Origin of the sequence: Paenibacillus sp. FSL H7-0737 (assembly GCF_000758545.1) — a bacterium.
Lineage (GTDB): Bacteria > Bacillota > Bacilli > Paenibacillales > Paenibacillaceae > Paenibacillus_AQ.
In genome coordinates, this window is sequence record NZ_CP009279.1 from 5,887,025 (window position 1) to 5,900,707 (window position 13,683).

The following is a 13,683-nucleotide window of genomic DNA, read 5'->3' on the forward strand; positions in this document are numbered from 1 at the left end:
TTATACTAATTCCTGTTGTTTATAAATGAATGAAGTAAAGATAGCCTCGTCATACTAAGATGAGGTAGAGGTCGCGGATATAAAGAGTACGCGTGTGGAGACGTTAGAGCCGTCTATGAATCACGCCGAAAGGAATATCCGCCGAAGCTTGCGCTGTAGCTCTTACAGCGGTGCAGGCTGGGGCCGTTGCCGAAAGGCACGGAACTGTCACATTGTACAGCCTGCGTAAGTAGCAGACTGCAGTGTGTTGCGCTATCTTCACAGGGAGTATGATGCGGAGCTGTATAGATGGAAGCCGCAGACATAGTTTGCGGCTTCTTTGCGTTTACAGAATTTGTATGTTTCGTACAGTCATCCATAACCTTCTGGAAATCACGAAGTATACCTCCCGCCTTGCGGGAGTCAGCAGCTCAGCACTCCCCGTTCATGAACAGTAAGATTAGATCATAAGGAGTGTCATATTCATGCAGGGCAATCAGCAAAACCCAGCGCAAGGCAACATAAATCAGCCTGCGCTAAAAAAATCGTTCAAAGCAAGACATTTGACCATGATCGCGCTTGGCGGATCTATTGGAACGGGTCTGTTTCTAGCCAGTGGCGGCGCGATCGCTTCAGCAGGACCTGGTGGAGCGCTTCTAGCTTATACGGCTGTGGGTGTAATGGTTTATTTTCTCATGACTAGTCTTGGGGAGCTCGCCACCTATTTACCGGACTCCGGGTCCTTCAGTACCTACGGCACTCGTTTCGTCAGCCCCGCCTTTGGCTTCGCCATCGGCTGGAACTTCTGGTATAACTGGGCGGTTACGATTGCAGCAGAGCTATCAGCGGCTACCGTCATCATTAAATATTGGTTCCCGGACAGCCCTTCCTTTCTCTGGAGTCTGGTGTTCCTACTGCTGATGTTCGGCCTAAACTTCCTATCTGCTCGTGGCTACGGGGAATCAGAATATTGGTTTGCCATTATCAAAATCATTACCGTTATCGCCTTCCTCGTTGTCGGTGTCCTCATGATATTCGGCATTATGGGTGGAGAAGCCGTAGGCTTCAGTAACTTCCAAATCGGGGGCAGCTCTTTCCACGGTGGCTTCTTCGCCTTCGTCGGGGTCTTTATGGCAGCCGGATTCTCCTTCCAGGGTACCGAGCTAATCGGCGTTGCTGCTGGTGAGAGCGAGAACCCACGCCGCAACGTCCCAATTGCGATCCGCCAAGTATTCTGGCGTATATTAATCTTTTATATCCTTGCTATATTTGTAATCGGAATGTTGATTCCTTATACGAATCCAGATCTTCTGCGTGGAGGCATCGATGATATCGGAGTCAGTCCGTTTACGATCGTGTTCAATAAAGCCGGGCTTGCAATTGCTGCATCCGTAATGAATGCCGTCATTCTCAGCTCTGTACTTTCGGCAGGGAACTCAGGAATGTATGCTTCCACCCGTGTCCTGTATGCAATGGCTAAGGATGGCATGGCTCCGCGCGCACTGGGTAAGCTCAATCGCCGTGGTGTCCCTGTTGGCGCTTTGCTAGTAACTACGGCTGTCGGAATGCTCGCCTTTCTCGCTTCATTCTTTGGTGACGGTGCCGTATATAACTGGCTATTGAACGCCTCTGGTATGTGCGGATTTATTAACTGGTTGGGTATTGCGGTCTGCCATTACCGTTTCAGACGTGCTTTTATTGCACAAGGGCATTCGCTAGATGAACTACCTTACCGAGCTAGATGGTTCCCATTCGGACCTATCTTTGCTTTAGGACTTTGTATTGTAGCTATCCTCGGTCAGAATATGGGCGCCTTCTCAGGTGGAAATATCGACTGGTATGGTATCGCCGTTTCCTATATCAGCTTGCCGCTGTTTGTCTTGATCTGGGTCGGCTATCGCTGGTTCCGGAAGAGTAATATTATTCCTTTGGATAAATGCGACCTAAGTACTCACCCAGAATAAAATAGACCCGGTAAAAAAACAAAAAAGGGACGTCCCGTAGCCATTTAGGCTTATGTGATGTCCTTTTTGGTTATCCTTCTATTCCCAAGTCACAAACACTTTGAGATCGCCCGTATTGTCAAAAGCAGAACTGGAGTAAGATACATCCTCTAGTCCAAGCTTATATAGCTCCTGCAGGTCATTCTTAAGCTTGGTCCCACTCCCTTGATAACGGAATAATATAGACACCTCACCGGAGGCAATTGCCTTATTCGCTAGCCGAGTCAGATCTCCTACCGAACGTACAATTAGCTCCTCGGCATATAGCTCATAATTGAGATCCTTCTGAAGCTGTTTATAGACAACCGCATTCTGTCCTCCACGCTCCACAAGCGCAGACAAGGTCTTATGATAGCCTACAGAAGCTGCCGGATAAGACTTCGTCCAGCTATGGTCCTGACGCATCTGCGCATCCGTTCTCAAGTAGTAGGCTGTGCTAACCACACCTGCCTTATCAGGTGTCGGGTCATCCCAAGTCGTGTCGAGATGATACCACCGTCCATCTAACAGCACAAGATTCCAGGCATGCAACTGGCTACGTCCTCCAGGCTGTTTGGCTGTACCCTCAACGATTTTATTCGTGAATCCAGCCTCCTTTAACAGCTTATAGGTCAACAGCGAATACCCTTGGCAAACGGCGCTGCCACTCTTCAATCCTTCATAAGCCGTATATTTACGATACGAAGTGTCATACTTCAGATGAAGCACAACCCAATCGTGGATAGCCTTCACCTTCTGATGATTGTTCATGCCCGGCGTTATGATCTTCTTCAGCGCAGCCTTCACTTCTTTGTTTACAAAAGCCGTCTGCTCCAGCGTCTCCAAATATTTCACTTCCACCGTAACTTTTACAGAGCTTGCGCTTCCTCGATAAGTATATCCGTAGCTGTCTATAATGTAATACAAATAAGGGTCACTAGCCATCGCTTGATCCAGAGCCGCTTGTATTTTCGTTTTCAAATTTGAAGCTTTGCTCTCATAAGTAAAAGTAATGGTCTCCCTGCGGTTGTTCATTGCACCCGTTAGCTTCTGCGCTACTTCATTTACAGAACGAAGGGTGGGTGAACTCGAAGCCGCATAAGCATGACCCCAGCCCCAATAAATCATCGGTGGAATAGCAGCGAATATAATCACTCCTCCCAGAATGATCTTTACTAATGTGAAGCGTTTTTTCCACATATATATTCCGTTCCTCCGGCTCCTATAGACTTGTAATGAACCCTACCATTTAATAGATAATGAGCATTTAGGCAAAAAAAGACTGCTCCCCGTAGAATAATTCTACTCTGAGAACAGCCTATATGCTAGAACGATGTGTTTTATTCGCTTTGCGGTGTAATGATATAGGTCTCTCCTATAACGGTTTCAAATTCCATCTCTATTCCTATTCGTGAACCATCGGGACTTTGAATGAGCAAAGGCTGGTGACTGTAAATTCTGCATATTTGTCCATGCGTCGAAGTCAGTTCCGCCTTCGTTAAGCGTCCCTCATGCCATTCTATATTTGTGATAAAGCCGCCTCGGGCTATCAAGCCTTTCACACTTCCTTCAGACCACTCTTCTGGAAGAGCGGGTAATAATTCAAGCCCTTCCTGATGACTCTGCAAGAGCATCTCAGCAACTCCGGCCGTAGTTCCGAAGTTACCGTCAATCTGAAATGGAGGGTGATTACCGAATAAATTCGGCAGACTTGAATCTTGCAAAATACGACGTAAACAGCTATACGCACTCTCTCCATCCTTCAAACGCGCATATAGATTAAGTAGCCAGGCTGCACTCCAGCCCGTGTGTCCGCCCCCGCCTTCCAAGCGCTTCTTAAGCGATAACGCTGCCGCCTCTGCTAGCTCTGGTGTGAAGGAAGGACTAATTACATTCCCGGGATATAAATCATACAAATGAGAGACATGGCGGTGCCCAGGCTCTTGTTCAGCAAAATCCTCATTCCATTCACGAATACGTCCGTCCGGTGCAATCCCAGGATGAGCGAGTCGTTCCTGTTTCTGGCGTAGCTCCTGCCTCAGCTGGGCATCGGTATTCAAAATCTCAGCAGCCTGAATGCAATGCTTGAACAGCTCAGCGATCAGCAATAAATCCATAGCTGAGCCAGCTGAAACACTGCATGGCGTACCATCAGCAGTCAAGAATACATTCTCCGGTGAGGTAGACAGACCCGTTGTCCATCTTCCATCAGGCAGCTCTACCAGCCAATCCAGACAAAATAACGCAGCTCCCTTTAACAAAGGATAAGCTGTGTTGCGCAAATATTCCTCATCTGGACGGAAAGCGTAACGCTCCCACAAATGGCGAGAGAGCCAAACTCCTCCCATTGGCCAAAATGCCCACATCGCCTTGCCGTCTGACGGAGACGTCATACGCCACAAATCTGTATTATGATGCACCGTCCAGCCACGTGCGCCATAATGAATATTTGCTGTACGGCTGCCAGTCACACTAAGCTCCGTAATAAAATCGATTAGAGGTTCATGGCATTCACCCAACCCGCATAACTCGGCTGGCCAATAATTCATTTCAGTGTTTATATTAGTCGTATAATTGCTGTTCCATGGCGGCTGAAGATAGGGATTCCAGATCCCTTGCAAATTCAGAGCTTGCGTCCCCGGCCGTGAGCCAGCAATCATCAGGTAGCGGCCATACTGGAACAGCAGCGCTTCTAGCGCAGAATCTGCCTGCCCCTCCTGGTACCGTGCTAGTTGCTCATCCGTGGGAAGCTCTATCCGTGAGGACGAAGGTGCAAGCGTCAACTCCACGCGGCGGAACAAGGACTGATGATCCTCTAGATGGCGCTGCTTCAGCTCTGCATATCCATTAGAGGACAAAGCCAATTGCTCTAGGCACAACTCCGAAGGCAGCTTACCGCCGCTTCCTGGCATCCGGTCATACCCGGCATAATCGGTTGCGGCAGCTAGGCGGATCGTAATGGAGCGCGCACCTGAAACCGACAACATGCCGTTCTCAGCATTACATTTGCCGCCATCTGTACGGATCTCCATTGCAGCGGCAAAACTTATGCCAAGCCCCTCTTCGTATAATACGGAACGCGGATGATCTCCTACATAATTATCAGCCACATGCGATGGAGCACGACCGGTCATCATCAGCGCGCCATCCGGAGTGATCTCTAGTCGGAAAGGATGCGGCGAAGTCAGAGCCACTGAGAAATCCGGCAAAATACCCAGCCCCTCTTTCCCCTCTGCACGGATATGAATGACTATAAGTTCATCTGGTCTGCTGGCCAAAACTTCGCGCACAATCCTTACATCCCCAGCAGTATAGGATACCGTAGCAAGCGCTTGATCCAAATCAAGCCCCCTCTGATAATCCTCTACAGAACCACCAAGATTAAACTTCATTCGCAAGTCTCCGAGCGGTTGATAGGATTCAGTCCGTCTGCCTAACATTTTGGAATCTACCAGTGCTTCCGCTTCCTTGTATTTCCCCTCTGCCACTAATTGTTTGGCCGGAGTCAAATGGCGCAGCGCCTCATAATTAGCTGTATCCCGCGGAAATCCCGACCATAAGGTGTCTTCATTTAGTTGAATTAGTTCTTCTTCCGTTCCGCCAAAGATCATACCGCCCAAACGGCCGTTACCCACGGGCAATGCTTCTTCCCATTCAGCCGCCGGCTGCTTATACCAGAGATCATGAACCCCAGTGTTCTTACTTTCTCCCACGTATATTCCTCCTATCCTATAATTACAGATGAAAAGAAATTGGCGGGAAGCCCGGACTTTCGTTCGGACTTCCCGCCATCTTCATGCTTTTATTTTATTAGCCGTGTTCCAGGAATAATTACTCATTCCAAAGTTTCACGCGTTGTTTAACCAGCTCTTCACGTAAATCTTCAGCTTTCGTCACACCAGCTTTATCCAGTTCAGCCATGTAAGCATCCCAAACTTTGTCGAAATCAGCTGGTTTGGACAAGATGGCTTCAGGAATCCGTTTCCAACTGATATCCTTCAGCTTGTTGTCGAGAACGACAATTTCGCTATCCCCAGGAATCGTGATGTTCCATGCCGCGCCCCAAGGTTTAACTTTGAATTCATCTTCATTTGGGAAGAGGTCTTTCCAAGTTGTTGCTTTATAAGCAGCAAGTGTTTCTTTTTCAACTGCATTGTAGCCTACTGTTACTTGCTCAGGGAAACGAGTGGTATAGTAGTTTCCAGTTGGATCCAATACACCGTCACCATAGTGAGCGCTAAGCAGAGCGTAGTTTGATCCGACATTGCCAAGTCCTGTTTCTTTTTGGAAATTGGTAGTGTCATTATATTTACGGTTGTTCACATCTTCAGGAATGACGCGTTTGCCGTCAACTACGTTGTAATGCTTGCCTTCGATACCCCAGTTAACCAATACTTGACCTTCATCGGAAGCTAAGTAGTCCAAGAATTTAATTGCACGTACCGGATCTTTAGCATCTACACTGATCCCAATGCCGTTACCACCCATAAAGCCTGTAGGCCAGAAGGAAGTTTCTTTGTACTCTTCAGACAGGGTTACTGGATAGTGTCCGTATCCTTGATCCAGCTTACCTTCAGCTTTCAATGCTCTTTCTCCATCGCCATAACCCCAGTCTTGGTCGATCAAACCAATAACACGGCCGGTAGCGATTTTAGCTTTGTACTGATCATACTTTTGAACGAAGCTTTCCGGGTCAAGCAATCCGATATCGTTCATATGGTTGAGCCAGCGGAAATATTCTTTCTCAGCAGGACGACGGAAGTGATAAGTTACTTCTTGTGTGTCGATATCAATTGCATATTCTCCATCATCAGGAGAGCCTGTAGTAGTGAATGCTGGGTTAGTTACTGTAATGTACATGTACCAATCATCTGCATTTAGGGTCAGACCGATGTTTTTGTTACCATTTTCATCCGTTGGATGTTTTTCCAGGTAAGCCTTGATTACGTTCTCATAATCTTGGACAGTTTTAATTGCAGGATATCCCGCTTCTTTAACAGCACGGTGCTGTAGTTCAAATCCGCCGCCAGCATCAAAGTATTTGTTATCCACACCTGCATACGTAGGAATAGCATAGATCGCGTGGTCATCGTCACTATAGCGTGAGCGTTTCATGCCTTCTTCGCCTAATACTTTTTTGATGTTCGGAGCATATTTTTCAATCAGATCTGTCAGATCAAGCATTGCGCCTGCATCCACCAGCTTGCTTACGTCGGTCTTGGCACTGATCAGATCCGGATAATCACCGCTTGCTGCGATCAACGCTACTTTCTGAGCAGGGTCACCAACCGCGTATTCAGCATTCAAGGTAACTCCCGTTTTTTCCGTAATCACTTTGCCTACTTCATCTTGCATGCCTGTCCAGTTCGGGTTAGGGTCAGCACTGAAGAAAGTCATCGTGAGCGGAGAAGTATCCTCAACCGCATTGGCTGAATTAGCCGCATTCCCCTTATTTGTTGCATTTCCAGCTGCATCTCCAGCTGCGTTATTGCCGTTGTTTCCACCACAACCTGCGAGCATGCCGAGCATCATAATAGAAGTAAGTGTAAGTGCAGTTGCTTTAGCTTTTATTTTTCTATTATTCCCCATTACATAAACCCTCCTTAAAATTGTTTATCTATCGTATCACAGATAAATCCTGTTAATACTTATCCCAAAACTTCCCACAAGAAAAGAAAACGGATACAAAACACTCTTAAAGCTTAGGGGAGACTATGCTCCCCTATTAGCTGTGATTAACTCTTCACAGCGCCAAGTGTCATACCTTGAACAAAATATTTCTGAATGAACGGATACACCAACAAAATTGGCACGGTTACGACAATCGTAATCGCCATCTTGATAGACTCTGGCGAGACCTGATTCGAAGCTAGAGAAGCAATGTTGGAGCGGTAATCGCCACCATTACCACTGGTTGTACTCTGCAGAACCTTCATCAGTTCATATTGCAATGTTGTCAGATGAGGACTTGAACCATTATACAAATACGTATCAAACCATGCATTCCATTGACCTACCGCTAGGAACAGTGCGATTGTTGCTAGGGCGGGCTTCATCAGCGGCAGGATGACACGCCAGTAAATGGTAAAATCATTCGCTCCATCCAGCTTCGCCGATTCCTGCAGTGCATACGGCAGTCCGTCAATGAAGGAGCGGATGACGAAGACGTTAAAGGCACTAACCAGTCCAGGTAATACATAGACTGCAAAGCTGTTCATCATATGGAGATCCTTGATTAGCATGTATATTGGAATCATTCCTCCAGAGATATACATGGTCATCGCCAAGAACGTGGAGACGAACTTGCGGCCTGCAAAATCAGGACGGCTGATCGTAAATGCTAGCATCGAGGCACTGATCAGACCGAACAAAGTACCGACGACTGTCCGCAAAGCGGATATTTTAAACCCGGTGATCAGCCCTGCGAAACTGAAGATTTTTAAGTAATTGTCCCAGGTAAATTCCCGAGGATAAATGGTGATGCCGCCGCGCACACTATCCACTGAATCATTCAGCGAGATAGCAAGCACATTCAGAAACGGATAGATCGTAATTACAACCACGAACAGTATTACAAAGTACACTATGAAGTCAAAGATCCGGTCTGACCACGACTTTCCGGTGATAGCTGTGTTTCCCACTGTAACGCTCTCCTTTCATGAAAAGGGCAATATTGCAGCCACGATTGGTAGAAGGGCCTTCTGTGTTACAGAAGGCTCTCTTTAGTTGTACGCTTGAAGATTCCATTAATCGTAAACAGCAGGATTACACTGATCACTGAGTTGAATATATTGATCGCGGTACCGTAGGAATATCTCGCCATGCCTAGTCCGTATTTCAGAGAGTACAGATCCAGCACCTGAGAGTAGTCGGTAACGAGGTTATTTCCAAGCAAGAATTGTTTCTCAAAGCCGATATTCAGCAAATTACCAATCGACATAATGAGTAGCACTGTAATGGTCGGCCGGATACCAGGAAGAGTAATATGCCATACCTGGCGGAGCCTGCTGGCACCGTCCACTCGAGCCGCTTCGTACAGTTCAGGTCCAATACCCGAGATGGCTGCAAGGTAGATGATCGCATTCCATCCGGTTTCTTTCCACACATCTGATAAAGTAACGATTCCCCAGAAGAGATGGCCCTGAGCCATGAACTGTATAGGTGAGTCTATAAATCCAATTGTTAACAAGAGATCGTTTACAAGACCATTTTCGCTAGATAACATTTTAGTTACAATTCCCGCTGCAACCACCCATGATACAAAGTGAGGCAAATACGAGACGGTCTGAGCAAAACGTTTAAAAAATCCAAGACGCAATTCATTGAGCAATATTGCAAACGTTATCGGAAAGATAAAGCCTGCGACCAAGCCCATTCCGCTCATCGCCAGCGTGTTACGCAGCGCCAGAAGGAATTGCGAGTCACTGAACAATGTCTTAAAGTGTTCAAAACCTACCCATTCTTGTTCAAAAAAGCCACGTGCGGGCTTGTACTTTTGAAAAGCCATCGTCCAGCCCCATAATGGGAGATAACTGAAGACGAATGCCCAGATTACAAAAGGTATCGACATCAGCCACAAATACTTTTGATTCTTAAAGCTTCTCCAAAACCGTCCTCCTGAAGCAGGCTTTTTGTTGCGCATTCGGGTGTCCGGCGGGATTTGAGCAGTTACTGTGTCCGCTTTCATAAAGCCCCTCCTCTCTATGCCTTAATTCTAAAACTTTGTAAGCGATTGCAGTACCCTATAAATTCGACTTAAAATCAGGTGAAAATTAGAGATTTTTGTCCGGGGTGAATTCTCATTTCGGCTCATCGACACAGGGGGGGCTAATGCTGCTGGCGTCTACATTATTCTTTGAATTGGACTCCTAAAAACACTTTGCTTGCTGGATATTAGTCACTACGAGGAATGTTCGAACTTTTGATCGCTGGTTCTTCGAAATTTCTAACTAGGCTTCTGGTAACCAGCCACTACGCGGAATATTTGGACTTCCGATCGCTGTTATCCTCAGATTTCCTGATTTGAACCGCTTCTCGCGGTAGAAATCCGAGGATAAAGGCGAACGCTCCGCTTCTACAGTTCCAAAGATTCCGCTACGTTCTTCTACCAGTCGCCAATTTAAAATTAGAAGCTATCAGCGCTTCTACAGTTCCAAAGATTCCTCTTTGCTCCTTTACCAGCAGATGTTTAGAACCCTGATTCTAAAGAAAATGCATTAGCCCTCCACCCGCATAAGCTTAAGCAGGTGTCTATTTAACTACATTAATACTTCACCACGTACATTTGGTGGGAGTAGAAAAAAAAGACCTGCGGGCTGTGGTTCAGAAAAACATCTGATCCACAGCCGCAGGTATATCAAACAAGAACACCACACTATCCTTAGATGCTTTTTCGATAAGAAGTTGGTGAGATTCCTACATATTTACGGAACTTAGCGTTGAAATAATCAGGGTTCATATACCCTACCTTCTCGGCCACCTCGTATACTTTCATCCCTTGCGTCAGAAATTCCTTAGCCTTCTCAATCCGCACTTTATCCACGTACGTATTGAAGTATTCTCCTGTGGTGTTCTTGAACATTTTACCGAGATAAGCGCTGTTGTAGCAGAATAACTCGGATAAGGTCTCTAGCTTTAGGTTCTCATTGTAGCGACGGTTGATTATTTCTGTAATTTTCTTAATTTCATTTCCACGACCACTGGTCATCTGGCCCGCAATTTCTTCGAGAAATGAGACAGCCTGATCCTGCAAATCAGACAAATAATAACTTTGATAAAGCTCCCCTATTGGAGGGGAATGCTCTGCTGCATAGGTGCGAATTTCCGGATACGTAGGCTCCAGACGAGCCAGAACAGTACTAAGGAGTCTCACAAAGGTCTCTTTAATTCGCAATTCATCACTGCCCGCAGATATAAGTTCAGCACAGATAGTCAGCACTATCGGTCGAATCGCGCCAAGACTTCCCGTCTCTACCGCAAGCAGCAGACGACTCTCTGTCTCTTGCGCGTCTTCAGTCTTCTCCTTCATCTCCATCAGAAATCCTGAAGGATCTGTACTGATGATGATCCCCTTTTTGAAGAAGAAGGAACGTCTTAACAGTTCACGTGCTGAATTAAACGATTCTCCCACCATTTCAGGTCGAGGTACTAGTCCCCCCGCTACTGCAATGAAGTCGTAACCCTTTGGTTCTATCACTGCAGATAATCCCTTATATAATTCTTCCCGCTTGCTCGCGCTCTGGTCCGGATCCTTCATGAGAATGCCCAAATACTGTGACAATGTAAAGAATGATGCACTAGGATGATTACTAAAATGCTGTTCCATTACTGTTTTGATTCCCCGGAGATCCTCATCATTTGCACCAGCTGTTTTTCTTAACTCAATGAGAATGACTTCATAATTTCCCTGATCGAGTCCTAGCGCATCCACATGTCTGCTAAGGTCCTCCTCCAGTTCTTCCTCTGAGGTTGGCTGTAGAAGCGCTCGGAGTAAAGTTTCCCTATTGCGAGCGGGCTCCTCCTCATTCCAGTCACTGAACCGCTGCTCCTGCTCAATCGTTTCATGTAGCTGTTCCAGACATACGATCATTTCATCCTCATCCACTGGCTTCAGCAAATAGCCGTCGATCCGATAACTAATCGCCCGCTTAGCATATTCAAAATCAGCATGTCCACTCAAAATGAGTACATGACTTTCTGAGCCTTCTTTGCGAAGCTCACTAATCATTTCCAGACCATCCATTCCAGGCATACGAATATCAGCAACGATCAGCTCCGGGTAGAAGGTATGATACTTTTCAAGTGCTTGCAAGCCATTAGCTGCTGTAGCTACCACCGTATAACCGAGCTTCTCCCATGGGATCAGACTTCGAAGTCCTTCCCGTAGCTTCGGCTCATCATCGACAATCATCACTTTTATCATAGATTGTTGTCCTCCATTGGTATGCAGAAGAAAATAACCGTTCCTACATTAGGTCTACTTTCAATCGTTAGCCCACATTCTGCGCCGTAGGATAGTTTTAGCCGGTCATGTACATTACGAAGTCCAATTCGCTCACCTTCACGCTCTTCCTTACGCTCAAGCGTGTTCAGTAATTCCTCCAGCTGAATTGGAGATATTCCTACTCCGTTATCTGTAATCGTAAATTTAGCATGATCCCCAACTTGTACAACTTCCACCGTCACAAATGCACCTTCCATCTTATTATCCAGTCCGTGGATTACTGCGTTCTCAACAAGTGGCTGAATAAGAAGCGGGGGCATATAAAGAGATTCAACGGCAGGGTCTACAGTAAATTGATATTTCAACCTCTCCTCATAACGGAATTGCTGAATATCCAAGTAACAACGTACCACTTCTAATTCCTGACTAAGCAAAATTTTACTTCGGCCTACCTCCAGGTTACTGCGCATCATTTTACCTAGAAGACGTACCACACGGGCAATTTCCACTTGCCCCTTCATGTGAGCTTCCATCCGAATCGCCTCTAGTGCATTGAATAAGAAATGCGGGTTAATCTGGCTGGCCAGCATTTTGAATCGTATATCATTTTGTTTCTGTTCCAGCAGACTATTCTGTGCATTGGATTCCTGCACCTCATACATCAAATCATTAATGCTGCGTACCATGGAATTGAATTGACGAGCTAACAGGGCGATTTCATCCTTGCCATCAATCTTTAATGTCGTATCAAAATCCCCAGTACTGACTCGGTTAATATGTCTGCTTAAATGCAGCAATCGTCGTGAAAACAAAGAGGAGAAGCTATATATAATTAAAAAGGCCAATAGAACACTTATCGCAACCACAGTAATCGAAAGCTTAATCACTTGATTGGGTTCTTTAACTATACTTTCAATCGAAAAAACAGATATAATTCGTAGTGCATTTCGGCTGGCTTGTGGTTTAAGCTCCTCGATCACAATTTTGGAAGCTTCACCATCTACTACTGCTTCATAGCTTCCACTTCCCTGCCCCAAGAGCTTCGTGTCAAAAGAAACATCCACCAGCTTTTTACCTGTCCGATCTTTCCGGTTCGCTGCAATGATATTGTCTTGATCATCGACGATCATGGTATCAAAAGATTCCTGGCTTAGAATGGATGCAAGCTGCTGACTGTTCACATTAATAACGAGTACACCGATCTTACTGGAGCCCTCCAGCTCGATTTTGCGGACAAGACTTAAATAATTCCGCTTATCACGCTCATCTTCGATATATTCCCAACCGACAAGACTATCGTACCGCTGTGCTCTCTGATACCACTGGCTCTCTTTAATCTCAGGTGATGGATTGATCAGCTCCCAGTTGTTAAGCAGCGTAGCGTTGTCAGTGTATAAGCGAATGTTGGATATATCTTTATACAACCTTAGATACTCACGCATATCCGAATAATCGCGGTAAGCTTCCACCACATCATAAGTGCTAACATACTGACGTATGGCAAGTCTCTTCAACCGTGCATCATTGCTCAAGCGATATGCGATATCCTGAGATACACCGATGACTTCTTCTGTTCTTTTCTTTACCCGATCTACGTTGATTGAAGCTTGTTCCAGTGCGCTCTGAAACGCCATGGTCCTCATCTCAAACGTAAGATAACCGCCTACCAGTAATACCGGAAGTAACGTAGTGAGTAAAAAAGCAAGCAACAGCTTATTGCGGATTTTGATGTCATTCAACAGCTTAACAATCCATTGGAACATGGCCTTCCGCCCCCCG

Annotated in this window: 8 protein-coding genes and 1 riboswitch; of the genes, 1 reads left to right on the forward strand and 7 read right to left on the reverse strand. The window is 46.1% G+C overall.

Annotated elements, in window-relative coordinates:
* Positions 1-57: 57 nt before the first annotated feature.
* Positions 58-263, forward strand: a riboswitch (Lysine riboswitch).
* 201 nt (positions 264-464) lie between these two features.
* Positions 465-1,943 carry an amino acid permease gene (locus H70737_RS25735; protein ID WP_042131059.1) on the forward strand — a complete coding sequence of 493 codons (1,479 nt, stop codon included), beginning with the start codon at positions 465-467 and terminating at the stop codon, positions 1,941-1,943.
* Positions 1,944-2,021: 78 nt separating this feature from the next.
* Here the strand turns inward: H70737_RS25735 and H70737_RS25740 are convergent, their stop codons facing one another.
* The 7 genes from H70737_RS25740 to H70737_RS25770 form a co-directional block, all read right to left on the reverse strand.
* On the reverse strand, positions 2,022-3,161 hold the full coding sequence (locus H70737_RS25740) for a transglutaminase domain-containing protein (protein ID WP_042191876.1): 1,140 nt from the start codon (positions 3,159-3,161) through the stop codon (positions 2,022-2,024).
* Positions 3,162-3,301: 140 nt separating this feature from the next.
* Positions 3,302-5,674 (reverse strand): glycoside hydrolase family 95 protein, encoded by a 2,373-nt coding sequence (locus H70737_RS25745; protein WP_042191878.1) that lies wholly within the window; start codon positions 5,672-5,674, stop codon positions 3,302-3,304.
* A gap of 118 nt (positions 5,675-5,792) precedes the next feature.
* Positions 5,793-7,550: an ABC transporter substrate-binding protein gene (locus H70737_RS25750; protein ID WP_076285489.1), complete on the reverse strand. Its 1,758-nt coding sequence runs from the start codon at positions 7,548-7,550 to the stop codon at positions 5,793-5,795.
* A 146-nt stretch (positions 7,551-7,696) separates the two neighbouring features.
* Complete coding sequence (locus H70737_RS25755; RefSeq protein ID WP_042191881.1) at positions 7,697-8,602, reverse strand: carbohydrate ABC transporter permease; 906 nt, start codon at positions 8,600-8,602, stop codon at positions 7,697-7,699.
* A 65-nt stretch (positions 8,603-8,667) separates the two neighbouring features.
* Positions 8,668-9,603, reverse strand: a complete 936-nt coding sequence (locus tag H70737_RS25760) for an ABC transporter permease (RefSeq protein ID WP_231573511.1) — start codon at positions 9,601-9,603, stop codon at positions 8,668-8,670.
* A 738-nt stretch (positions 9,604-10,341) separates the two neighbouring features.
* Positions 10,342-11,883, reverse strand: a complete 1,542-nt coding sequence (locus tag H70737_RS25765; RefSeq protein WP_042191888.1) for a response regulator transcription factor — start codon at positions 11,881-11,883, stop codon at positions 10,342-10,344.
* The gene (locus H70737_RS25770; RefSeq protein ID WP_042191891.1) at positions 11,880-13,667 is read right to left on the reverse strand and encodes a sensor histidine kinase; all 1,788 of its coding nucleotides are present in this window, start codon (positions 13,665-13,667) and stop codon (positions 11,880-11,882) included. The genes H70737_RS25765 and H70737_RS25770 overlap by 4 nt, the downstream gene beginning before the upstream one ends.
* Between the last annotated feature and the right edge of the window lie 16 nt (positions 13,668-13,683).

Excerpts from the sequence above, each read along its gene's own strand:
- H70737_RS25770 (WP_042191891.1), bottom strand. The coding sequence starts at position 13,667 with ATGTTCCAATGGATTGTTAAGCTGTTGAATGACATCAAAATCCGCAAT.
- H70737_RS25765 (WP_042191888.1), bottom strand. The coding sequence starts at position 11,883 with ATGATAAAAGTGATGATTGTCGATGATGAGCCGAAGCTACGGGAAGGA.
- H70737_RS25760 (WP_231573511.1), bottom strand. The coding sequence starts at position 9,603 with ATGCGCAACAAAAAGCCTGCTTCAGGAGGACGGTTTTGGAGAAGCTTT.
- H70737_RS25740 (WP_042191876.1), bottom strand. The coding sequence starts at position 3,161 with ATGTGGAAAAAACGCTTCACATTAGTAAAGATCATTCTGGGAGGAGTG.
- H70737_RS25750 (WP_076285489.1), bottom strand. The coding sequence starts at position 7,550 with ATGGGGAATAATAGAAAAATAAAAGCTAAAGCAACTGCACTTACACTT.
- H70737_RS25735 (WP_042131059.1), top strand. The coding sequence starts at position 465 with ATGCAGGGCAATCAGCAAAACCCAGCGCAAGGCAACATAAATCAGCCT.